This window comes from Pseudomonas sp. FYR_2, from assembly GCF_043106425.1.
In the GTDB taxonomy this organism is placed as follows: Bacteria; Pseudomonadota; Gammaproteobacteria; order Pseudomonadales; family Pseudomonadaceae; genus Aquipseudomonas; species Aquipseudomonas monteilii.
The window spans coordinates 474067-496399 of sequence record NZ_JBICMM010000012.1; the positions used below are offsets into that span (position 1 = coordinate 474067).

General features: G+C 59.5%; 20 protein-coding genes. 1 reads left to right on the forward strand and 19 read right to left on the reverse strand.

Going from position 1 to position 22333, the window contains the following annotated elements:
• Positions 1–6: 6 nt before the first annotated feature.
• Entirely contained in the window at positions 7–1191 is a 1185-nt protein-coding gene (gene cfaB / locus ACF8R4_RS04085; protein ID WP_156866885.1) for a C17 cyclopropane fatty acid synthase CfaB, read from the reverse strand.
• A 207-nt stretch (positions 1192–1398) separates the two neighbouring features.
• On the opposite strand from cfaB, the gene lpdA reads away from it, so the two are divergent.
• On the forward strand, positions 1399–2799 hold the full coding sequence (lpdA, locus tag ACF8R4_RS04090; RefSeq protein ID WP_156866886.1) for a dihydrolipoyl dehydrogenase: 1401 nt from the start codon (positions 1399–1401) through the stop codon (positions 2797–2799).
• A gap of 54 nt (positions 2800–2853) precedes the next feature.
• Here the strand turns inward: lpdA and glmS are convergent, their stop codons facing one another.
• The 18 genes from glmS to yidC form a co-directional block, all read right to left on the reverse strand.
• Entirely contained in the window at positions 2854–4689 is a 1836-nt protein-coding gene (gene glmS, locus ACF8R4_RS04095; RefSeq protein WP_060499717.1) for a glutamine--fructose-6-phosphate transaminase (isomerizing), read from the reverse strand.
• 3 nt (positions 4690–4692) lie between these two features.
• Positions 4693–5469: a DeoR/GlpR family DNA-binding transcription regulator gene (locus ACF8R4_RS04100; protein ID WP_016712766.1), complete on the reverse strand. Its 777-nt coding sequence runs from the start codon at positions 5467–5469 to the stop codon at positions 4693–4695.
• A gap of 189 nt (positions 5470–5658) precedes the next feature.
• The gene (gene glmU / locus ACF8R4_RS04105) at positions 5659–7026 is read right to left on the reverse strand and encodes a bifunctional UDP-N-acetylglucosamine diphosphorylase/glucosamine-1-phosphate N-acetyltransferase GlmU (RefSeq protein WP_392491729.1); all 1368 of its coding nucleotides are present in this window, start codon (positions 7024–7026) and stop codon (positions 5659–5661) included.
• Between the two features lie 127 nt (positions 7027–7153).
• Entirely contained in the window at positions 7154–7573 is a 420-nt protein-coding gene (locus ACF8R4_RS04110; protein ID WP_010955886.1) for a F0F1 ATP synthase subunit epsilon, read from the reverse strand.
• A gap of 43 nt (positions 7574–7616) precedes the next feature.
• Positions 7617–8993: a F0F1 ATP synthase subunit beta gene (gene atpD, locus ACF8R4_RS04115; RefSeq protein WP_016502294.1), complete on the reverse strand. Its 1377-nt coding sequence runs from the start codon at positions 8991–8993 to the stop codon at positions 7617–7619.
• A 27-nt stretch (positions 8994–9020) separates the two neighbouring features.
• The gene (atpG, locus tag ACF8R4_RS04120) at positions 9021–9881 is read right to left on the reverse strand and encodes a F0F1 ATP synthase subunit gamma (RefSeq protein WP_003253195.1); all 861 of its coding nucleotides are present in this window, start codon (positions 9879–9881) and stop codon (positions 9021–9023) included.
• Positions 9882–9929: 48 nt separating this feature from the next.
• Positions 9930–11474: a F0F1 ATP synthase subunit alpha gene (gene atpA, locus ACF8R4_RS04125; RefSeq protein ID WP_060499720.1), complete on the reverse strand. Its 1545-nt coding sequence runs from the start codon at positions 11472–11474 to the stop codon at positions 9930–9932.
• A 21-nt stretch (positions 11475–11495) separates the two neighbouring features.
• On the reverse strand, positions 11496–12032 hold the full coding sequence (locus ACF8R4_RS04130; protein ID WP_003253191.1) for a F0F1 ATP synthase subunit delta: 537 nt from the start codon (positions 12030–12032) through the stop codon (positions 11496–11498).
• 12 nt (positions 12033–12044) lie between these two features.
• Positions 12045–12515, reverse strand: a complete 471-nt coding sequence (locus ACF8R4_RS04135) for a F0F1 ATP synthase subunit B (protein ID WP_010955888.1) — start codon at positions 12513–12515, stop codon at positions 12045–12047.
• A 56-nt stretch (positions 12516–12571) separates the two neighbouring features.
• On the reverse strand, positions 12572–12829 hold the full coding sequence (atpE, locus tag ACF8R4_RS04140; RefSeq protein WP_003097235.1) for a F0F1 ATP synthase subunit C: 258 nt from the start codon (positions 12827–12829) through the stop codon (positions 12572–12574).
• A 142-nt stretch (positions 12830–12971) separates the two neighbouring features.
• Positions 12972–13841: a F0F1 ATP synthase subunit A gene (gene atpB / locus ACF8R4_RS04145; protein ID WP_003260030.1), complete on the reverse strand. Its 870-nt coding sequence runs from the start codon at positions 13839–13841 to the stop codon at positions 12972–12974.
• 16 nt (positions 13842–13857) lie between these two features.
• On the reverse strand, positions 13858–14265 hold the full coding sequence (locus ACF8R4_RS04150; RefSeq protein WP_008092225.1) for a F0F1 ATP synthase subunit I: 408 nt from the start codon (positions 14263–14265) through the stop codon (positions 13858–13860).
• A 149-nt stretch (positions 14266–14414) separates the two neighbouring features.
• Positions 14415–15287 (reverse strand): ParB/RepB/Spo0J family partition protein, encoded by an 873-nt coding sequence (locus ACF8R4_RS04155; RefSeq protein ID WP_060499721.1) that lies wholly within the window; start codon positions 15285–15287, stop codon positions 14415–14417.
• Between the two features lie 9 nt (positions 15288–15296).
• Complete coding sequence (locus ACF8R4_RS04160; RefSeq protein ID WP_060499722.1) at positions 15297–16088, reverse strand: ParA family protein; 792 nt, start codon at positions 16086–16088, stop codon at positions 15297–15299.
• 18 nt (positions 16089–16106) lie between these two features.
• Positions 16107–16757, reverse strand: a complete 651-nt coding sequence (gene rsmG / locus ACF8R4_RS04165) for a 16S rRNA (guanine(527)-N(7))-methyltransferase RsmG (RefSeq protein WP_104833712.1) — start codon at positions 16755–16757, stop codon at positions 16107–16109.
• Positions 16754–18646, reverse strand: a complete 1893-nt coding sequence (mnmG, locus tag ACF8R4_RS04170) for a tRNA uridine-5-carboxymethylaminomethyl(34) synthesis enzyme MnmG (RefSeq protein WP_060499724.1) — start codon at positions 18644–18646, stop codon at positions 16754–16756. The genes rsmG and mnmG overlap by 4 nt, the downstream gene beginning before the upstream one ends.
• Positions 18647–19192: 546 nt before the next feature.
• The gene (mnmE, locus tag ACF8R4_RS04175; protein WP_060499725.1) at positions 19193–20563 is read right to left on the reverse strand and encodes a tRNA uridine-5-carboxymethylaminomethyl(34) synthesis GTPase MnmE; all 1371 of its coding nucleotides are present in this window, start codon (positions 20561–20563) and stop codon (positions 19193–19195) included.
• Positions 20564–20650: 87 nt separating this feature from the next.
• The gene (yidC, locus tag ACF8R4_RS04180) at positions 20651–22333 is read right to left on the reverse strand and encodes a membrane protein insertase YidC (protein ID WP_060499726.1); all 1683 of its coding nucleotides are present in this window, start codon (positions 22331–22333) and stop codon (positions 20651–20653) included.

Sequence of the window (22333 nt, forward strand, 5' to 3'; positions counted from 1 at the left end):
TGGGGTTCAGCGATACATGTCCTCACGCGTCCATGGCAAGTCGTGGTGGCCATCCGCATAAGGCTTCACTGCCAAAATCTGGTGCAGGTTGATCCAGCCTTTCTCAAACGCATAGGCACAGCCTGCAAGGTAGAGGCGCCAGATACGCAGGGTTTTTTCCGGCACCAGCGCTGCGGCTTTGTGCAACTGGTTCTCCAGGTTTTCGCTCCAGTGGTGCAACGTCTTGGCGTAGTGCAGACGCAGGCTTTCCACGTCAACGACCTCCAGCCCCGCTTCACAGATACTGGCGCTGATCATCGACAAGTGAGGGAGCTCACCGTGAGGGAACACATAACGGTCGATGAACTCACCTGCACCACGCCCCACCGGACGGCCATCGACGTGTTTGGCGGTGATACCGTGGTTCATCACCAGCCCGCCTTCCCTGACAGCACCGAACAGCTTCTGGCAATACAGCGCCAGGTTGGCATGCCCGACATGCTCGAACATGCCCACGCTGACCACTTTGTCGAAGCGACCATCTTGGGGCAAATCGCGATAATCGAGAATCTGCAGCTCCACTCTGTCGGCCAAGCCCTCGGTTTTGACACGCTGCCGGCCGAGCTTGAGCTGCTCCTTGCTCAGGGTGATACCGAACACCTTGGCGTCATATTCGCGTGCTGCAAAACGCGCAAGCCCACCCCAACCACACCCGACGTCTAGCAGGTAGTCACCGGCATTCAGGCGCAGTTTGCGGCACAGGTGATCGAATTTATCCTGCTGCGCCTGGTCGAGGGTGTTGTCCGGTTCACGGAAGTAGGCACAGGAATAGGCCATATCCTGATCCAGCCACAACTGGTAGAAGGCGTTGGATACGTCGTAGTGGTAAGAGATGGCTTCGGCGTCAGTGTGCTTGTCATGAGACCGGCGTTGCGGCAGCTGTTCATCCTCATCCGTGAACAGCGCTTCGCTCAGCTCATCGCACACACGAATGGCTTCACCGATATCGCCTTCCAGTTCCAGCTTGCCCTCAACGAATGCTGTGCCCAGCTGTTCCATGCTTGGGTGGGTCAACTGGCCAATAAGCTGAGGCTCTTTGACCAGGATTGTGACCTGCGGGCTGGGCCCCAGATCGAACTGGTTTCCGTCCCACAGTTTCAGCCGCAGCGGCAGATGCAAGCTCTGCAGTGCCGGTGGAAGTTGCGCAAGCATGAACGACCCCCCTGTCCGTATATGGCCACGACGCCTGATATTTCGAACGCCGTCGGATCAGAGTAGTTCATTCGTAGGAGGTTTCCTCTATACGAGACCATGGTCTAGAAGCAACTGATCTTATCCACACAGAGGATTGTATACAATTCTAACGTCTCAGCTTAACCTTGTGCCCCCCTCGCGCTTCTTCATCCTGGAGTTGAACCCATGAAATTCTATGACGTGGTGATCATCGGCGGTGGCCCTGGTGGCTACAACGCAGCCATCCGCGCCGGCCAGCTGGGCCTGACCGTTGCCTGTGTGGAAGGCCGCTCGACCTTGGGCGGTACCTGCCTGAACGTGGGCTGCATGCCGTCCAAGGCGTTGCTGCACGCTTCCGAACTGTACGAGGCCGCCAGTGGCGACGAGTTCGCCCACCTCGGTATCGAAGTGAAACCCACCCTCAACCTCGCCCAGATGATGAAACAGAAGGACGAGAGCGTAACCGGACTGACCAAAGGCATTGAGTACCTGTTCCGCAAAAACAAAGTGGACTGGATCAAGGGCTGGGGCCGCCTGGATGGCGTTGGCAAGGTTGTGGTCAAGGCCGAAGACGGCAGCGAAACTGTGCTGCAGGCCAAGGACATTGTCATTGCCACCGGCTCCGAACCCACCCCGCTGCCGGGCGTGACCATCGACAACCAGCGCATCATCGACTCGACCGGTGCGCTGTCCCTGCCGCAAGTGCCCAAGCACCTGGTCGTGATCGGTGCCGGTGTGATCGGCCTTGAGCTGGGTTCGGTCTGGCGCCGCCTGGGAAGCCAGGTCACGGTCATCGAGTACCTCGACCGTATTTGCCCGGGTACCGACACGGAAACCGCCAAGACCTTGCAGAAAGCACTGGCCAAGCAAGGCATGGTGTTCAAGCTGGGCAGCAAAGTGACCCAGGCCACCGCCAGTGCCGACGGCGTGAGCCTGATGCTGGAGCCTGCCGCCGGTGGCACGGCAGAATCACTGCAGGCCGACTATGTGCTGGTGGCTATCGGCCGCCGCCCTTATACCAAAGGGCTGAACCTGGAAAGCGTAGGCCTGGAAACCGACAAGCGCGGCATGCTCGGCAACGAACACCACCGCACACCCGTGCCGGGTGTCTGGGTGATTGGCGACGTCACCTCCGGCCCGATGCTGGCACATAAAGCCGAAGACGAAGCTGTGGCCTGTATCGAGCGCATCGCCGGCAAGCCGCACGAGGTCAACTACAACCTCATCCCGGGCGTGATCTACACCCGCCCGGAGCTGGCCACCGTGGGCAAGACCGAAGAGCAGCTCAAGGCTGAAGGCCGTGCCTACAAGGTCGGCAAGTTCCCCTTCACCGCCAACAGCCGCGCCAAGATCAACCACGAGACCGAAGGCTTCGCCAAGGTTATCGCCGATGCCGAAACCGATGAGGTGCTGGGTGTGCACCTGGTAGGCCCAAGTGTCAGTGAAATGATCGGCGAAATCTGCGTGGCCATGGAGTTCTCGGCCTCGGCGGAAGATATCGCCCTCACCTGCCACCCGCACCCGACGCGCTCCGAGGCATTGCGCCAGGCGGCGATGAATGTGGACGGTATGGCAATGCAGATCTGACAGGAACAAAAAGCCCTCCGTGTGGAGGGCTCTTGAACAGCGACTGTCCGCTACTTACTCAACCGTAACCGACTTGGCCAGGTTACGCGGCTGGTCAACGTCGGTACCCTTGAGCACGGCGACATAGTAGGACAGCAGCTGCAGCGGAATGGTGTACAGGATTGGCGCCAAGGCATCGGCAATGTGCGGCACCTTGATCACATGGGTGCCTTCACCATTGGTCATGCCCGCCTGCTCGTCGGCGAACACGACCAGCTCGCCACCACGGGCACGCACTTCCTGCAGGTTGGACTTCAACTTCTCCAGCAGCTCGTTGTTCGGCGCAACGGTAACCACCGGCATGTCATTGTCCACCAGCGCCAGCGGGCCGTGCTTCAGCTCGCCTGCCGGGTAGGCTTCAGCGTGGATGTACGAGATTTCCTTGAGCTTGAGCGCACCTTCCATCGCCACCGGGTATTGCGCACCACGGCCAAGGAACAGGGTGTGGTGTTTATCAGCGAACAGCTCGGCGATCTTCTCGACAGTGGCGTCCATCGCCAGTGCTTCGCCCAGGCGGGTTGGCAGGCGACGCAGTTCTTCAACCAGCTCGGCTTCGACACCGGCTTCCAGGGTACCGCGCACCTGGCCTAGGGCCAAGGTCAGCAGCATCAGCGACACCAGCTGGGTGGTGAAGGCTTTGGTCGAGGCCACACCGATTTCCGGGCCAGCCAAGGTCAACAGGGTCAGGTCCGACTCGCGTACCAGCGAGCTGATGCCCACGTTGCAGATTGCCAGGCTGCCGAGGAAGCCCAGCTCCTTGGCGTTGCGCAGCGCAGCCAGGGTATCGGCGGTTTCGCCGGACTGCGAGATCGAGACGAACAGGGTATCCGGTTGCACCACCACCTTGCGGTAACGGAACTCGCTGGCCACTTCCACCTGGCAGGGGATACCGGCCAAGCTTTCCAGCCAGTAACGGGCGACCATGCCTGCGTGGTAACTGGTTCCGCAGGCAACGATCTGCACATTGCGCACCTTGGCGAACAGTTCGGCAGCCTTCGGGCCGAAAGCCTGGACCATCACGTTGTCCTTGCCCAGGCGGCCTTCCAGGGTGCGTTGAACGACGCTTGGCTGCTCGTGGATTTCCTTGAGCATGAAGTGGCGATAGTTGCCCTTGTCAGCAGCCTCGGCACCTTCATGGTACTGCACGGTTTCGCGCTGGACCTTGTCACCGTTCTCGTCCCAGATGGTGACCTGGTCACGGCGAATTTCAGCGATGTCGCCTTCTTCCAGATACATGAAGCGGTCAGTGACCTGGCGCAGGGCCAACTGGTCGGACGCCAGGAAGTTTTCGCCAAGGCCCAGGCCAATGACCAGAGGGCTGCCGCTGCGTGCAGCTACCAGTCGGTCGGGCTGCTTGGCGCTGACCAGTGCCAGGCCATAAGCGCCATGCAGACGCTTGACGGCGGCTTTCAGCGCATCGGCCAGGTCTGGAGTGCTCTTCAGGGTGTTGTGGATAAGGTGGACGATCACTTCGGTGTCGGTCTGCGAAGTGAAGGTGTAGCCCAGGCCTTTCAGCTCTTCACGCAGCTCTTCGTGGTTCTCGATGATACCGTTGTGCACCACCGCCACTTCATTGCCCGAGAAGTGCGGGTGAGCGTTGCCTTCGGTCGGCGCACCGTGGGTAGCCCAACGGGTATGGGCGATACCCAGCTGGCCAGCCAGTGGGTCAGCCGCTACAGCGGCTTGCAGCTCACTGACCTTGCCGATGCGGCGACGGCGCTGCAATTCACCGCCTTGGGTAAGGACGGCCAGGCCTGCGCTGTCGTACCCGCGGTACTCCAGACGCTTGAGGCCTTCGATCAGGATGGCAGTGATATTGCGCTCGGCGATGGCACCAACGATTCCACACATGTTTTATTGCTCCTGGCTGATCGCGGCGCAGATCAGGTTGATGCCGCGGGCTTGAATTTGTTCACGTGCCGCTGCGGGCAGTCGTTCGTCTGTAATAAGGGTGTGCACGCTGCTCCAGGGCAGCTCGAGGTTGGGGATCTTGCGCCCCACCTTGTCCGACTCGACCATCACGATCACTTCGCGGGCAACTTCAGCCATGACCCGGCTAAGCCCGAGCAGTTCGTTGAAGGTGGTGGTCCCCCGGCCGAGGTCAATGCCATCGGCACCGATGAACAGCTGGTCGAAATCGTAAGAGCGCAAAACCTGCTCGGCCACCTGGCCCTGGAACGACTCGGAATGCGGGTCCCAGGTACCGCCGGTCATCAGCAGCACCGGCTCGTGTTCAAGGTCGCTGATGGCACGGGCCACATTCAGCGAATTGGTCATCACCACCAGGCCGGGCTGACGCCCCAGCTCAGGGATCATGGCTGCCGTGGTGCTGCCGCTGTCGATGATGATGCGCGCATGTTCGCGGATTCGACCAACAGCGGCACGGGCGATGGCCTTCTTGTAGGAAGACACAGGCTGGGCCGGCTCACCGAGCAGTTCTTGCGGCACGGGTACCGCTCCGCCGTAGCGGCGTAGCAGCAGGCCGTTGGTTTCGAGAGCGGCGAGATCTTTGCGAATGGTGACTTCCGAAGTCTCGAAACGTTTGGCCAAAGCGTCCACGCTCACCTCGCCCTGCTCACTGAGCAACGCCAGGATGTTGTGCCGCCGCTGCGGGGTATTTCGTTTCGACATGAGTGCTTAAGTTTCGTTTCGAAAGATAATGGTTGCAATCAAAACCTAAGATGAATGATTCGTCAAGCTGTCGCTGCCCTGTGGATAGTTTTGCCGGTTCGATACCGTCCTACAGGCACCGCAAAAAGCCAATAAAAAAGCCGACTTACTCACATAAGTCGGCTTTCGATCGAAATAGCTGTGAACAAATCAGCTCTTCTTGATTTTCTCCGGGCGCTTCCAGCCCGAGATGTTGCGCTGGCGCGCACGGGCCACCGCCAGCTCACCGGCCTCGACGGCCTGAGTGATGGTCGAACCGGCTGCGGTGGTCGCGCCAGCCTGAATTTCCACAGGCGCTACCAGCGAGTTGTTCGAACCGATGAACACGTCCTCACCCATCACGGTCTTGAACTTGTTGGCGCCATCGTAGTTGCAGGTGATGGTACCGGCGCCAATATTGGTGCGCGCACCGATTTCGGCATCGCCCAGGTAGGTCAGGTGACCGGCCTTGGCGCCTTCGCCCAAGTGGGCGTTTTTCAGTTCCACGAAGTTACCCACATGGGCTTTGGCATCCAGCACGCTGCCTGGGCGCAGGCGGGCGAACGGGCCGGCATCGCTACCCTCGCCCATCACGGCGCCTTCAAGGTGGCTGTTAGCCTTGACCACCGCGCCTTTGCGCAGGGTGGTGTTCTTGATCACGCAGTTAGGGCCGATCTGCACATCGTCCTCGATGACCACCTTGCCTTCGAGAATCACGTTGATGTCGATCAGCACGTCACGGCCAACGGTCACTTCGCCCCGTACATCGAAACGTGCCGGGTCGCGCAGGGTTACACCCTGGGCCATCAGGCGGCGGCCTTCACGCAGCTGGTAGTGACGCTCCAGCTCGGACAGCTGGCGGCGGTCATTGGCGCCCTGCACTTCCATCGGGTCGTGCGGGTACTCGGTAGCCACCACCAGGCCATCGGCCACTGCCATGGCGATGACGTCGGTCAGGTAATACTCGCCCTGGGCGTTGTTGTTCGACAGACGGCCCATCCAGTCAGCCAGGCGCGCAGCTGGCAATGCCAAGATACCGGTGTTGCCTTCCTTGATCGCTTTCTGCACGTCGTTGGCGTCCTTGTGCTCAACGATGGCAGTTACCTTGCCCTGCTCGTCACGGACGATACGGCCATAACCTGTCGGGTCGTCCAGGGTAACCGTGAGCAGGCCCAGCTGCTGGTCGTTGGCCTTGGCCAACAGGCGCTGCAGGGTCTCCACTTCGATCAACGGCACGTCACCATACAACACCAGCACGGTGTCGGCAGTCAGCGCCGGCAGAGCCTGGGCAACAGCATGGCCGGTACCCAGCTGCTTATCCTGCATGACGAAGTTGAGGTCGTCAGCGGCCAGGCGCTCGCGAACCAGCTCGGCACCATGGCCAATCACAACATGAATACCTTGCGGCTGCAGTTGGCGCGCACTGTGGATAACATGGCCGAGCATGGAGTTGCCGGCTACCGGGTGCAGCACCTTGGGCAGCGCCGAGCGCATGCGGGTGCCTTGGCCGGCGGCGAGAATAACGATATCGAGTGACATTACTGGCTACCAATCCTGGGCGGTCAGTGAAATGACCGGGGGGGGGGAAAAATCAGAAAAAAAGAAAAAGGGTAGCCGAGGCTACCCTTTTACTCAATCGCAACAGAAGTTATCAGCCAAAGGCCGATTACTTGCCTTTGCGCATTTGCTGGACGGTACGCAGCTGGGCTGCGGCCTCGGCCAGACGTGCGGCGGCGGCACCGTAGTCGAAGTCCGCGCCTTTCAGATTCAGGGCGTTCTCAGCAGCCTTGAGGGCTTCCTGAGCCTGAGCTTCATCCAGGTCTGCAGCACGTTGCACGGTATCGGCAAGCACCTTGACCATGTTTGGCTGAACCTCGAGGAAGCCACCAGAGATGTAGAACACCTCATGGGCGCCACCCTGCTTGGTCAGCGTGATCGGACCAGGCTTGAGATTGGTGATCAGCGGCGCGTGGCCTGGAGCGATACCGAGATCACCCAGGTTACCGTGCGCAACTACCATCTCGACCAGGCCGGAGAAAATCTCTCCTTCCGCGCTGACGATATCGCAATGGACTGTCATAGCCATCTGCTTGCCTCAACCTGATAGCGCCCCTTGCGGGGCGCAGGAATTACAGTTTCTTGGCTTTCTCGATCGCTTCGTCGATGCTGCCGACCATGTAGAACGCTTGTTCTGGCAGGTGGTCGTAGTCACCTTTGAGGATGCCGCTGAAGCCAGCGATGGTGTCTTTCAGGGAAACGTACTTGCCTGGCGAACCGGTGAAGACTTCGGCCACGAAGAACGGCTGCGACAGGAAGCGCTGGATCTTACGAGCGCGGGCTACCAGTTGCTTGTCGGTCTCGGACAGTTCGTCCATACCCAGGATCGCGATGATGTCCTTCAGCTCTTTGTAGCGCTGCAGAACATACTGAACGCCACGAGCGGTGTCGTAGTGCTCGTTGCCGATCACGTTCGGGTCCAGCTGGCGCGAAGTCGAGTCCAGTGGGTCGACCGCTGGGTAGATGCCCAGGGAGGCGATGTCACGGGACAGAACGACGGTGGCGTCCAAGTGGGCGAAGGTGGTCGCTGGCGACGGGTCGGTCAAGTCGTCCGCAGGTACGTATACGGCCTGAACGGAGGTGATCGAACCTTCCTTGGTGGAAGTGATGCGCTCTTGCAGAACGCCCATCTCTTCAGCCAGGGTCGGCTGGTAACCTACTGCCGAAGGCATACGGCCCAGCAGTGCGGATACTTCGGTACCGGCCAGGGTGTAACGATAGATGTTGTCGACGAACAGCAGAACGTCGTTACCTTCGTCACGGAACTTCTCAGCCATGGTCAGGCCAGTCAGCGCTACGCGCAGACGGTTTCCTGGTGGCTCGTTCATCTGACCGTAGACCAGCGCTACCTTGTCGAGAACGTTGGAGTCCTTCATCTCGTGGTAGAAGTCGTTACCCTCACGAGTACGCTCACCCACACCAGCGAACACGGAGTAACCGCTGTGTTCCATGGCGATGTTACGGATCAGTTCCATCATGTTTACGGTCTTGCCGACACCGGCACCACCGAACAGACCAACTTTACCACCCTTGGCGAACGGGCAAACCAGGTCGATAACCTTGATGCCGGTTTCCAGCAGGTCGTTGCCGCCTGCCTGGTCAGCGAACGAAGGCGCTGGCTGGTGGATACCGCGACGCTCTTCTTCGCCGATCGGGCCGGCTTCGTCGATCGGGTTGCCCAGTACGTCCATGATACGGCCCAGGGTGGCCTTACCAACAGGAACGGAAATGGCAGCGCCGGAGTCAACGACTTCCAGACCGCGCTTCAGGCCTTCGGTCGAGCCCATCGCAATGGTACGAACCACGCCGTCGCCCAGCTGCTGCTGAACTTCCAGGGTGGTTTCCGCGCCTTGTACTTTCAGCGCGTTGTAAACACTCGGCACGACGTCACGTGGGAATTCCACGTCGATGACGGCGCCGATGATTTGAACGATACGTCCGCTACTCATAGCTGGATCCTCTGAATATGTGAACCGTTAAACCGCGGCAGCGCCGCCGACGATTTCCGAGATCTCCTGGGTGATCGCAGCCTGACGCGCCTTGTTGTAGATCAACTGAAGCTCTTTGATCAAATCACCGGCGTTGTCTGTGGCGTTCTTCATGGCGATCATCCGGGCCGCTTGTTCAGCAGCGTTGTTCTCGACCACCGCCTGGTACACCTGCGACTCCACGTAACGCACCATCAAGCCGTCCAGCAGCTCTTTTGCGTCGGGTTCGTACAGGTAATCCCAGTGATGCTTGAGATCCTGATCCGGGGTTGCCACCAACGGTACCAATTGCTCGACCGTTGGCTTCTGGGTCATGGTGTTGATGAACTTGTTCGAAACCACCGAGAGGCGATCGATACGGCCGTCCAGGTAGGCGTCCAGCATCACTTTGACGGAGCCGATCAGATCGTTGATCGATGGCTCTTCGCCCAAGTGGCTGATCGCGGCTACGACGTTGCCGCCAAAGATGCGGAAGAAAGTCGCACCCTTGCTGCCGATCACGCACAGGTCGATTTCCACGCCCTGTTCGCGGTTTGCGCTCATGTCCTTGACCAGGGCCTTGAACAGGTTGGTGTTCAAGCCACCGCACAGACCACGGTCACTGCTCACCACGATATAACCGGCGCGCTTTACAGGGCGCTCGATCATGAACGGGTGGCGATATTCCGGGTTGGCGTTGGCCAGATGACCGATCACCTGGCGGATACGCTCCGCGTAAGGACGGCTAGCAGCCATGCGCATTTGTGCCTTGCGCATTTTGCTGACCGCCACTTTCTCCATGGCGCTGGTAATTTTTTGCGTGCTTTTGATGCTCGCAATCTTACTGCGAATCTCTTTTGCGCCTGCCATGTATCACCTATCAGGTTAGCAAGCGGGGGCCACGGCCCCCGCTGCGGCTTACCAGGTCTGGGTGGCCTTGAACTTCTCGATACCGGCTTTCAGGCCAGCGTCGATTTCGTCGTTGAAGTCACCCTTCACGTTGATCTTCGCCATCAGTTCGGCGTGATCACGGTTGAAGAAGGCGATCAGTGCTTGCTCGAAGCTGCCGATCTTGGAGACTTCTACGTCAGTCAGGAAGCCACGCTCAGCGGCGTACAGCGACAGGGCCATGTCTGCGATGGACATTGGCGCGTACTGCTTCTGCTTCATCAGCTCGGTAACGCGCTGACCATGCTCCAGCTGCTTGCGGGTCGCTTCGTCCAGATCGGACGCGAACTGGGCGAATGCAGCCAGTTCACGGTACTGAGCCAGCGCGGTACGAATACCACCGGACAGCTTCTTGATGATCTTGGTCTGAGCGGCACCACCTACGCGGGATACCGAAACACCGGCGTTCACTGCAGGGCGGATGCCCGAGTTGAACATGGCCGATTCCAGGAAGATCTGACCGTCGGTGATGGAAATCACGTTGGTCGGAACGAACGCGGAAACGTCGCCAGCCTGGGTTTCGATGATCGGCAGAGCGGTCAGGGAACCGGTTTTGCCAGTGACTGCGCCGTTGGTGAACTTCTCGACGTACTCTTCCGAAACGCGCGAAGCACGCTCCAGCAGACGGGAGTGGAGATAGAACACGTCGCCTGGGTATGCTTCACGTCCTGGTGGACGGCGCAGCAGCAGGGAGATCTGACGGTAAGCAACGGCCTGCTTGGACAGGTCATCGTAAACGATCAGGGCGTCTTCACCGCGGTCACGGAAGAACTCGCCCATGGTGCAGCCGGCGTATGGCGCCAGGAACTGCAGTGCGGCGGATTCCGATGCACTGGCAACGACCACGATGGTGTTGGCCAGAGCGCCGGATTCTTCCAGCTTGCGAACGATGTTGGCAACGGTGGAACGCTTCTGGCCGACAGCAACATAAACACAGAAAATACCGGAGTCTTTCTGGTTGATGATGGCGTCGATGGCCATGGCGGTCTTGCCGATCTGACGGTCACCGATGATCAGCTCGCGCTGGCCACGGCCGACAGGGATCATGGCGTCGACGGACTTGTAGCCAGTCTGTACAGGCTGGTCTACCGACTTACGCCAGATCACGCCTGGAGCCACTTTCTCGACTGCGTCGGTCTGGGTGTTGCCCAGAGGACCTTTGCCGTCGATCGGGTTGCCCAGTGCGTCAACGACGCGGCCCAGCAGTTCCTTACCAACAGGAACTTCCAGGATGCGGCCGGTGCACTTGGCGCTCATGCCTTCGGCGAGGGTGTCGTATGCACCCAGGATCACTGCACCTACGGAGTCTTGCTCCAGGTTCAGGGCCATGCCGAATACGCTGCCAGGGAACTCGATCATTTCGCCGTACATGACGTCGGCCAGACCGTGGATCCGCACGATACCGTCGGATACCGAAACAACGGTACCTTCGTTACGGGCTTGGGAGCTCACATCGAGGTTGTCGATGCGGCCCTTGATGATTTCACTAATTTCGGAAGGATTGAGTTGCTGCATTGCTCTGCTGCCCCTTCAAACTCAAGATTTCAATGCTTCGGCCAGTTTCGCGATTTTGCCGCGAACAGAGCCATCGATTACCAGGTCACCAGCGCGGATGACGACGCCGCCAATCAGGCTGGCATCCTCCGACGCGTGCAGGCGCACTTCCTGGCCTAACCGTGCACTGAGAACCTTGGCGAGTTTGTCTTGCTGTTCTTGGTTCAACGCGAAGGCACTGGTGACTTCCACGTCCACGGATTTTTCTTGCTCGGCCTTGTACAGGTCGAACAGGGCGGCAATCTCCGGCAGAAGCAGGAGACGGTCGTTTTCCGCGGCAACATGAATGAAATTCTGTGCCTGTGCATTGAACTTGTCACCGCACACGTCAATGAACGTGGCGGCCTTTTCTGCGCTCGTCAGTCGCGGGGCCTTGAGCAGGCGCTGCATGGTGTCGTCTTGCGACACCGCAGCAGCCAGGCCGAGCATGGCTGACCAATTGGCCAGTTGCTGATGGGCCTGGGCATGCTCAAAGGCAGCCTTAGCGTAAGGTCGGGCCAACGTGGTCAGTTCTGCCATGATCGCCCTCGCTTAAATTTCAGCGGCCAGTTTGTTAACCAGCTCCGCATGCGCGTTTTGATCGATTGTGGCGCCAAGGATCTTTTCGGCACCGCCAACGGCCAGGGCACCCACTTGGGCACGCAGGGCGTCTTTAGCGCTGTTCAGTTCCTGTTCGATCTCGGCCAGAGCCTGAGCCTTCACACGGTCAGCTTCGACGCGGGCCTGTTCACGGGCTTCGTCGACAAGCTGAGCAGCGCGTTTCTTGCTTTGCTCAATGATTTCGGCTGCCTGTGCTTTAGCTTCACGCAGTTGCTGACCCGCTTTCTCTTGGGCCAGCTCCAGGTCGCGAGCTGCGCGGTTGGCAGCGTCCAAGCCGTCGGCAATCTTCTTTTGGCGCTCTTGCAGAGCAGTGATGACCGGAGGCCATACATACTTCATGCAGAAGAGTACAAAAATCAGAAAAGCAACGGATTGGCCAATCAGGGTTGCATTAATGTTCACGCCAACACCTCGCTCGGTCTTAATTCATACAGCCATCAACTCGTGGTGACGAGTGATTAGCCGGCGATCTGACCAACGAACGGATTCGCGAAGGTGAAGAACAGAGCGATACCAACACCGATCATGGTTACGGCGTCGAGCAGACCGGCAACGATGAACATTTTAACCTGCAGCATCGGAACCATTTCTGGTTGACGAGCAGCGCCTTCCAGGAATTTGCCGCCCAGCAGGCCGAAACCAATGGCGGTACCCAGAGCACCCAGGCCGATCAGCAGAGCAACAGCGATAGCGGTCAGACCAACTACAGTTTCCATCTTTCCTCCCGACTTTTACGTCGTATTGGTTAGGTTTTTAGTTTGAAGCGGTAAAACAAATCGTGAGTACAGCTGCCCTTGCGGACTTTTTAAGCCCTCCCCCCGAACAGGCGAGGAAGGCTATCAGACACGCCAGGCGGTCTTAATGGTTATCTTCGTGCGCCATCGACAGGTAGACGATGGTCAGCATCATGAAGATGAAAGCTTGCAGGGTGATGATCAGGATGTGGAACACAGCCCACGCCCATTGCAGCACCACACCCAGGCCGCTCAGCCACAGCAGGCCGGAGCCGAACATGACTGCGATCAGGATGAACACCAGTTCGCCGGCATACATGTTGCCGAACAGACGCAGTGCCAGCGAGATCGGCTTGGCGATCAGGGTGACGAATTCCAGCAGGAAGTTGACCGGAATCAGCAGGATCTGAACGAAGATGTTCTTGCTGCCGAACGGGTGCAGGGTCAGCTCACCGATGAAGCCGCCCAGGCCCTTGACCTTGATGCTGTAGAAGATGATCAGGGCGAACACGCAGAAGGCCATGGCCAGGGTCGCGTTCGGGTCGGTGGTCGACACGGCGCGGAACGGAATGTGCGGGTCACCGGAAATCAGGATGGCCAGCTGAGGAATCCAGTCGACCGGTACCAGGTCGACGGCGTTCATCAGGAATACCCAGACGAAAATGGTCAGCGCCAGCGGAGCGATTACCGGGCTACGGCCGTGGAAGGAGTCCTTCACGCTGCCGTTGACGAAGTCGACCATCACTTCAACGAAGTTCTGCAGACCGCCAGGTTGGCCGGAAGTCGCCTTCTTGGCCGCCATGCGGAAGATGAACAGGAAGATCAGACCCAGCGCGACGGACCAACCCAGGGTGTCCAGGTGGAACGCCCAGAAGCCCATTGCCTTGGCTTCTGCAGCCGAATGGGCGAAGCCCCAGCTGCCGTCTGGTAGTTGACCGTAGGTCAGGTTCTGCAAGTGGTGCTGGATATAGCCCGAAGCGGTTTCTGCTGCCATGGTTGCCTCAAACGCCCTAAGGTCTCGAAAGTCTTTTATTCATCAGCAGGGGCGCGAACCAGCTGACCAAAAGGGTCAGCACGAAGACGCCGAATACTGCTAACGGCGCCAATGGCTTCACTCCTGCAAAGGTCAGTGCAAAAAGCACTGCCGTCAAAATCATCTTGCCTGCCTCGCCAGCGTAAAACGACTTGACGATGGCTTGTGCCGCCCGAGCTCCGCTGAAGCGAAAAGCCTTCCAGGCGAAATACACATTGGGCAGCCAGGCAATCAAACCTCCGCAAAGGCCTGAATATCCACTGACCGCCCCTTTCCACTGCCACAACACCAAGGTTGCCAGCAGTAGTACGACGAATTGAGCCAGCAGTACCGGAAAAACCGCCCAGCGATGGAAAGGCAGGCGGTTTGGCGTGCGGATTTCCATCACAACTGCTCCTCGGAAGTCGACCAACAAGTCAGTTATGACTTGGCATAATTTGTGCCGACAAAATGCGCGCAGAGTATAGGGGTGGATTAACCCCTATTCAACTCTTCGGTAGTGATTTCCGACTGCGCGCTACAACAGGAATTGTTTCAGCGGATGTGAGCAAGCACGCCTTGCAACTCGTCAAGGGAGTTGTAACGAATAACCAACTGGCCTTTGCCCTTGTTGCCATGACGGATCTGGACAGCCGAGCCCAGGCGCTCTGCGAGCCGCTGTTCAAGGCGTGCGATATCCGGATCAGGTTTGCTCGGTTCGACCGGATCAGGCTTGTCACTGAGCCACTGACGCACCAGTGCCTCAGTTTGGCGCACGGTGAGGCCACGTGCGACAACATGACGCGCCCCCTCCTCCTGACGGTTTTCTTCCAGACCGAGCAATGCGCGGGCGTGACCCATCTCCAGGTCGCCGTGGGCGAGCATGGTCTTGATCGCCTCAGGCAGCGTGATCAGACGCAGCAGGTTGGCCACGGTCACCCGCGACTTGCCTACGGCGTCGGCTACCTGCTGCTGGGTGAGCTCGAATTCCTGCTGCAGGCGCTGAAGGGCCAGGGCCTCTTCCAGCGGGTTGAGGTCTTCGCGCTGGATGTTCTCGATCAGCGCCATGGCAATGGCCGCCTCATCGGCCACTTCGCGGACCATGGCCGGGATCGTGTCCAGGCCGGCCTGCTGCGTGGCGCGCCAGCGGCGTTCACCGGCGATGATCTCGTAGCGGTTGTCGCCGATCGGGCGCACCACGATCGGCTGCATCACACCATGGTTACGAATCGAGTGCGCAAGCTCTTCCAGCGCCTCCGGGTCCATGTCCCGGCGCGGCTGGTACTTGCCACGCTGGATCAGCTCGACCGGCAGGTGTTGCAGTTCTTTCTGGTCGATCTTCACAGCCTGCTCTTCGAGCGCGCTGACGGAAGGACCACTGAGCAGTGCATCCAACCCACGTCCGAGACCCCGTTTCTTGACGGCCATACGGATTCCTTAAGTTGTTTGTGCAGTGCGTGATTGACGGCGTTGGCGGCGTACCAGTTCCCCGGCCAGGGCCAGATAAGCCAGCGCGCCTCGCGATTGCTTGTCGTAAGCCAGTGCCGGCATGCCGAAGCTCGGGGCCTCGGCCAAGCGAATGTTGCGCGGAATGACCGTGTCGTACAGCTGCGGGCCAAAGTGCTCCTTCAGCTGCGCCGAAACATCGTTGTTCAGGCTCAGGCGCGGATCGTACATGGTCCGCAGCAGGCCTTCGATCTTCAGCTCCGGGTTCAACCGGGCGGCGATGCGCTTGATGTTATCCACAAGGTCACTGAGCCCTTCCAGTGCGTAGTACTCGCACTGCATGGGGATGATCACGCCATCGGAAGCAACCAGGGCGTTAAGCGTCAGCATCGACAGCGACGGTGGGCAGTCGATGAGGATGTAGTCGTAGTTATCGCGGATGGGCGCCAGCGCGTTGCGCAGACGGCTTTCCTTGACCTGCATTTCCAGCAGCACCACCTCGGCGGCGGTCAGGTCGCGGTTGGCCGGCAGCAACTGGAAACCGCCGTGCTCGGAGTAATGCATGGCCTGGGCCAGATCGCATTCCCCGATCAGCAGGTCGTACACCGAGTGCTCGAGCTCGTGCTTGTCCACACCGCTGCCCATGGTGGCGTTGCCCTGCGGATCGAGGTCGATCAGCAGCACACGACGCTTGGTCGCCGCCAGCGAGGCGGCGAGATTGATACAGGTGGTTGTCTTGCCCACACCACCTTTCTGGTTCGCGATTGCGAATACCTTAGCCATTGTTGCGTGTGTTCCCAGTCATGCCTTGCGGCGCAGTATCAGCAGATGGCGCTGGCCCTGGCAACCCGGAACGGTCAGGGCCTGTTCGCTTTCCACTGTGAAGTCTGCGGGCAATGCTACCAGTTCATCGGCAGGATGCAGCCCCTTCATTGCAAGCCATTGCGTCCCGGTGTCGCCCAGGTGGCGGGTCCAGTTGGTGAAGTTCTCCATGCTGCTGAAGGCACGGGAGATGATGCCGTCGAACGGCTGCGCTGGCTGGAAGGCCTCGACCCGGCTGTGGATAACCGTGAGGTTGTCCAGCTTGAGCTCCATTTTCACCTGGGTCAGGAAGCGGGTCTTCTTGCCATTGGCGTCCAGCACAGTCACCCGCTTGTCCGGATGCAAGATAGCCAAGGGAATGCCGGGCATGCCACCGCCACTGCCCACATCCAGCCAGTTGACACACTCGCTGTGGATAAACGGCATGACGCTGAGGCTGTCCAGCAGGTGGCGCGACACCATCTCGTCGGGGTCGCGCACGGCGGTGAGATTGTAGGCTTTGTTCCATTTGATCAACAGGGCCAGGTAGCCGAGCAGCTTTTCGTGATGCTCGGTGCTCAGCTCGACACCAAGCTGGCGGGCACCTGTGGACAACTCTTCTGCGTGTTGCGGGGTGACCAGGGAACTCAAGCGCTTTGCTCCAATTCGCGGCCAGCGCCGCGTTTTTTCAAGTGAATCAGCAACAGGGAAATCGCCGCCGGGGTCACGCCCGGGATGCGCGAAGCCTGGCCCAACGTTTCCGGACGGGTCTGGCCAAGCTTGCCCTGGATCTCCTTGGACAGGCCGGAAATGGTCGAGTAGTCGATATCCACAGGCAGGCGGGTATCTTCGCTGGCACGCAAGCGGGCGATTTCGTCTTGCTGGCGATCGATGTAACCGGCGTATTTGGTGCGGATTTCGACCTGCTCGGCGACCTGTGGATCGATCGCTTCGCCGCCGGTTGCCTCGATCAGCCCGGCGTAGTCGATTTCGGGGCGCGCCAACAGGTTGAGCAGGCTGTACTCATGGCTGAGCGGGGTACCGAACTTATCCACAATGGCTTGGCCTTGCTCGGTGTTCGGGCGCACCCAGGTCGACTTCAGGCGCTGCTCCTCGCGTTCGATGCCGTCGCGCTTGGTGCAGAAGGCGGCCCAGCGTTGGTCGTCGATCAGGCCGAGTTCGCGGCCCTTTTCGGTCAGGCGCAGGTCGGCGTTGTCTTCTCGCAGGATCAGTCGGTACTCGGCACGCGAAGTGAACATGCGGTACGGCTCCTGGGTACCCAGGGTAATCAGGTCGTCGACCAGTACGCCGATGTACGCCTCGTCGCGGCGCGGGCACCAGCTGTCACGGCCCTGCGCTCGCAGTGCGGCGTTGGTACCGGCCAGCAGGCCTTGGGCGCCGGCTTCTTCGTAACCGGTGGTGCCGTTGATCTGCCCGGCGAAGAACAGGCCGCCGATGACTTTGGTTTCGAGGCTGTACTTGAGGTCGCGCGGGTCGAAGTAGTCGTATTCGATGGCATAGCCCGGGCGCACGATGTGGGCGTTTTCCATGCCACGGATCGAACGCACCAGTTCCAGCTGCACGTCGAACGGCAGCGATGTGGAAATACCGTTGGGGTACAGCTCATGGGTGGTCAGGCCTTCCGGCTCAATGAACACCTGGTGGCTTTCCTTGTCGGCGAAGCGGTGGATCTTGTCTTCGATCGACGGGCAGTAGCGCGGACCGACACCTTCGATCACACCCGAGTACATCGGCGAACGGTCGAGGTTCGAGGCGATGATCTCGTGGGTGCGCGCATTGGTGTGGGTAATCCAGCAGCTCACCTGACGCGGGTGCATTTCGGCATTGCCCATGAACGACATCACCGGGATCGGCGTATCGCCTGGCTGCTCGGTCATCACCGAGAAGTCCACCGAGCGGCCATCGATGCGTGGCGGCGTACCGGTTTTCAGGCGGCCGACGCGCAGCGGCAGCTCACGCATGCGGTGGGCCAGGGCGATCGAAGGCGGATCACCGGCGCGGCCGCCGGAATGGTTTTGCAAACCAATGTGGATAAGGCCGCCGAGGAAGGTACCGGTGGTCAGTACCACCGATTCGGCGAAGAAACGCAGGCCCATCTGGGTCACCACGCCTTTGACCTGGTCCTGCTCGACGATCAGGTCGTCGCAGGACTGCTGGAATATCCACAGGTTCGGCTGGTTTTCCAGGATTTCACGCACCACTGCCTTGTAGATGGCGCGGTCGGCCTGTGCTCGGGTGGCACGTACGGCCGGGCCCTTGCGGTTGTTCAGAACGCGGAACTGGATGCCGCTCTTGTCGGTGGCCAGCGCCATGGCGCCACCGAGGGCATCGATCTCTTTGACCAGATGGCTTTTGCCGATACCGCCGATGGCGGGGTTGCAGCTCATGTGACCGAGGGTTTCCACGTTATGGGTCAACAGCAGGGTTTTCACACCCATGCGTGCAGACGCAAGCGCAGCCTCGGTACCGGCATGGCCGCCGCCGATGACGATCACTTCAAAACGGGAAGGGAAATCCACCACGCACCTCGTGCCTGTTTTTGCGAATAGAGAAGGTAAGCGGACAAGTATAGGGACTTCACCCCCTTTAAAGAAACCGTCTGAGCAAATTTTGACCAGTCTGTGGATGAGTGGCAAACAACAGAAAACAAAGAGGAGAAATTTAAAAAAGCTTTGTTTTTATGTTTATTCTTATACACAGCCTTGTCTGTGGATAAGGTTCTGTAGCCCTTTGTTCATGGTGTGTAGAGAGAAATTAAACCCTGTGGTTGGAGTGCCATGAGGGGTATGGATAACACGATTTAGCCTGTGGATTAAATGGCTCTTTACCCACAGGCCAGATTTTCCTCAGAAAAAAAGCCTGCTTATCAACGGAGCTGAAGGCGGGTTTTCCACAGGGCTCCTGAGCCCAGATTGCCTTCTGTGGATGAGTGATGTGTCAGTTTCGAGGGCCTCGTCACGGGTAAACCCGCTCCCACAGCCATCTGTTCAAGGCATGAGATGAGAAATTGCAGGCAAAATAAAGCCGCTCCCGAGGGAGCGGCTCTTGATCTCGCCTGCTGTGGATTATTTGCCGATGCAGAAGCTGGAGAAAATCCGCCCCAACAAATCATCCGAGCTGAATGCCCCGGTAATTTCGCCCAGGGCATGTTGTGCCTGGCGCAAGTCCTCAGCCAGCAGCTCTCCTGCACCCGCCAGGGTCAACTGAGCACGGCCGTGCTCAAGGTGTTCGCTGGCTTGGCGCAAGGCATCCAGATGGCGCCTACGGGCACTGAAACCACTCTCTGCAGTCTGTTCGTAACCCATGCAGGCCTTCAGATGGTCGCGCAGCAGTTTCAGCCCTGCATCGTCGCCTTTGGCGCTGAGGGTGATCGTCACATGGCCGTCATCACACTGCTCCAGCGCGACCCGTTCACCACTCAGGTCGGCCTTGTTACGGATGAGCGTGACCTTGGCTGGGTCTGGCCGCTGGTCGAGAAATTCCGGCCACAAAGCGAACGGGTCGCTGGCCTCGGGCGCGGTGGAGTCGACCACCAGCAACACACGGTCAGCCTCGCCAATGGCCTTCAGGGCGCGCTCCACGCCGATCTTTTCCACATGGTCGTCGGTATCGCGCAAACCGGCCGTATCGACGACGTGCAGTGGCATGCCGTCGATGTGGATATGTTCCCGCAGGATGTCCCGGGTGGTACCGGCAATGTCGGTGACAATCGCCGCTTCCCGGCCAGCAAGCTGGTTCAGCAGGCTCGACTTGCCCGCATTCGGCCGGCCGGCGATGACCACCGTCATGCCGTCACGCAGCAAGGCGCCTTGCCCGGCCTCGCGTTGCACAGTGGACAACTCGCTGCGTACGGCATCGAGCATCGACAGCACGTGGCCATCGGCGAGGAAGTCGATTTCTTCTTCCGGGAAGTCGATAGCCGCCTCGACGTAGATGCGCAGGGCAATCAACGCTTCGGTAAGGCTGTGCACACGTTTCGAGAACTCCCCCTGCAGCGAACGCAGGGCGTTGCGCGCCGCCTGGCTGGAACTGGCCTCGATCAGGTCGGCAATCGCTTCGGCCTGGGCGAGGTCAAGTTTGTCATTGAGGAACGCGCGCTCGCTGAATTCGCCTGGGCGGGCCAGGCGGCACCCGACTTGTACACAGCGCTGCAGCAACATATCCAGGACCACCGGTCCGCCGTGGCCCTGCAGTTCGAGCACATCCTCGCCTGTGAACGAATTCGGCCCTGGGAAGAACAGCGCGATCCCCTCATCCAGTACAAGCCCTTCATCGTCGCGGAACGGGCCGTAATGGGCATGCCGAGGGGTGAGTGTACGGCCGGTGATCAACTGGCCGGCCTTGGCAGCCAGAGGGCCGGACAACCTGACAATACCCACACCCCCGCGACCTTGGGCGGTAGCGATGGCGGCGATGGTTTCACGCACAGTGTTCATGCTCGAAAGCCTCTACGACAAAACGACAGATAGCAAAAACGCCCCACTAGGGGGCGTTTTTTATTCACAGGCTAGCGCAGTAGCCTGTCAAGCAGCAGCTTTTTTGCTGGCTGCCTCGATGCTGCGGGTGATGTACCACTGCTGAGTGATCGACAGGCAGTTGTTCACAACCCAGTACAGCACCAGACCAGCCGGGAACCACAGGAAGAAGAAGGTGAAGATGATCGGCATCATTTTCATCACCTTGGCCTGCATCGGATCCGGTGGGGTCGGGTTCAGGCGCTGCTGGATGAACATGGTGGCGCCCATGATGATCGGCAGGATGAAGAACGGATCCTTGATCGACAGGTCGGTAATCCACAGCATCCATGGGGCCTGGCGCATTTCAACGCTTTCCAGCAGTACCCAGTACAGGGCCAGGAATACCGGCATTTGTACCAGGATCGGCAGGCAGCCGCCCAGCGGGTTGATCTTCTCTTTCTTGTACAGCTCCATCATCGCCTGGGACATCTTCTGGCGATCGTCACCGAAGCGTTCCTTCAGTGCGGCGAGCTTCGGCGCAACAGCACGCATACGTGCCATCGAACGGTAGCTGGCAGCCGACAGCGGGAAGAACAGGCCTTTGATCAGCATGGTCAGTACGATGATCGACCAGCCCCAGTTACCCAGCAGGCTGTGGATATGTTGCAGCAGCCAGAAGATCGGCTGGGCGATGAACCACAGGAAGCCGTAGTCGACGGTCAGTTCCAGACCTGGGGACAACTCTTTCAGCTTGGACTGGATTTTCGGACCGGCGTACAGCATGGCGCTGGTTTCGACCTTGCCGCCAGCAGGAACGCTGAGGACTGGGCCGGTGTAGCCGATGATGTAGTTGCCCTGGCTGTCCTTGCGGGTCTGGACAACGTTGTTGTCCGTTTTTGCCGGAATCCAGGCGGTCACGAAGTAGTGCTGCAGCCAGGCAACCCAACCGCCGGACACATTTTCTTTCAAACTACCTTTGTCGATGTCCTTCATCGAGACCTTTTTGTAAGGCTCAGAAGCTGTCCACAGAGCAGCACCCAGGTAGGTTGCGGTGCCGGTTGCGGTACTCGAGGACGGATCGCCGCTGGCGTCGCGCTTGAGCTGGGCAAACATGTTGCCGCTCCAGGCCTGGCCACTCTGGTTGTCGATCAGGTAGGTGACATTCAGGTCGTACTCACCACGCTTGAAGCTGAAGCGCTTGATGTAGTTGACACCGTTGTCGCTGAACTTCAGGTCGACCACCAGTTGTTCCTGGCCGTCGGCCAGCTGGTAGCTCCTCTGCTCGGCAGCATACAACGGGCGACCGCTGGCGCGGGCATCCGGGCCATTGGCGCCGGTCAGACCGCTTTGTGCCAGGTAAACACGCTCACCACCATTGTCGAACAACTGGAATGGAATGTTCGGGTGGTCCTGACGGCGTGGGTACTTAGGCAGGTTCAACTGGACGATGTCACCACCGACCGGATCGATAGCCAGTTCCAGGACGTCGGTCTTGACTCGGATCAGGTCCTTGCTCAGTGCGACCGGTGCCAGTTCGGCAGGGCTCGATTCGGCGTTGGCGCTCGGTACATCGGCGCTGGCACCGTTGTTACCGGCCGGCACGCCATCGGGCAGGCCCGGAGCAACGGTGCTGGCAGCAGTATTCTGAGTCGGCAGGGCAGCCTGGCCGTAGTCATCGTTCCACTTCAGGACCATGACGTAGGACACGACTGCCAGCGCGGCGATCAGGATCGTGCGTTTAATATCCAT

Coding starts and splice junctions, on each gene's coding strand:
- cfaB (WP_156866885.1), bottom strand. CDS start 1,191: ATGCTTGCGCAACTTCCACCGGCACTGCAGAGCTTGCATCTGCCGCTG.
- lpdA (WP_156866886.1), top strand. CDS start 1,399: ATGAAATTCTATGACGTGGTGATCATCGGCGGTGGCCCTGGTGGCTAC.
- glmS (WP_060499717.1), bottom strand. CDS start 4,689: ATGTGTGGAATCGTTGGTGCCATCGCCGAGCGCAATATCACTGCCATC.
- ACF8R4_RS04100 (WP_016712766.1), bottom strand. CDS start 5,469: ATGTCGAAACGAAATACCCCGCAGCGGCGGCACAACATCCTGGCGTTG.
- glmU (WP_392491729.1), bottom strand. CDS start 7,026: ATGTCACTCGATATCGTTATTCTCGCCGCCGGCCAAGGCACCCGCATG.
- ACF8R4_RS04110 (WP_010955886.1), bottom strand. CDS start 7,573: ATGGCTATGACAGTCCATTGCGATATCGTCAGCGCGGAAGGAGAGATT.
- atpD (WP_016502294.1), bottom strand. CDS start 8,993: ATGAGTAGCGGACGTATCGTTCAAATCATCGGCGCCGTCATCGACGTG.
- atpG (WP_003253195.1), bottom strand. CDS start 9,881: ATGGCAGGCGCAAAAGAGATTCGCAGTAAGATTGCGAGCATCAAAAGC.
- atpA (WP_060499720.1), bottom strand. CDS start 11,474: ATGCAGCAACTCAATCCTTCCGAAATTAGTGAAATCATCAAGGGCCGC.
- ACF8R4_RS04130 (WP_003253191.1), bottom strand. CDS start 12,032: ATGGCAGAACTGACCACGTTGGCCCGACCTTACGCTAAGGCTGCCTTT.
- atpE (WP_003097235.1), bottom strand. CDS start 12,829: ATGGAAACTGTAGTTGGTCTGACCGCTATCGCTGTTGCTCTGCTGATC.
- atpB (WP_003260030.1), bottom strand. CDS start 13,841: ATGGCAGCAGAAACCGCTTCGGGCTATATCCAGCACCACTTGCAGAAC.
- ACF8R4_RS04150 (WP_008092225.1), bottom strand. CDS start 14,265: ATGGAAATCCGCACGCCAAACCGCCTGCCTTTCCATCGCTGGGCGGTT.
- ACF8R4_RS04155 (WP_060499721.1), bottom strand. CDS start 15,287: ATGGCCGTCAAGAAACGGGGTCTCGGACGTGGGTTGGATGCACTGCTC.
- ACF8R4_RS04160 (WP_060499722.1), bottom strand. CDS start 16,088: ATGGCTAAGGTATTCGCAATCGCGAACCAGAAAGGTGGTGTGGGCAAG.
- mnmE (WP_060499725.1), bottom strand. CDS start 20,563: ATGAACACTGTGCGTGAAACCATCGCCGCCATCGCTACCGCCCAAGGT.
- yidC (WP_060499726.1), bottom strand. CDS start 22,333: ATGGATATTAAACGCACGATCCTGATCGCCGCGCTGGCAGTCGTGTCC.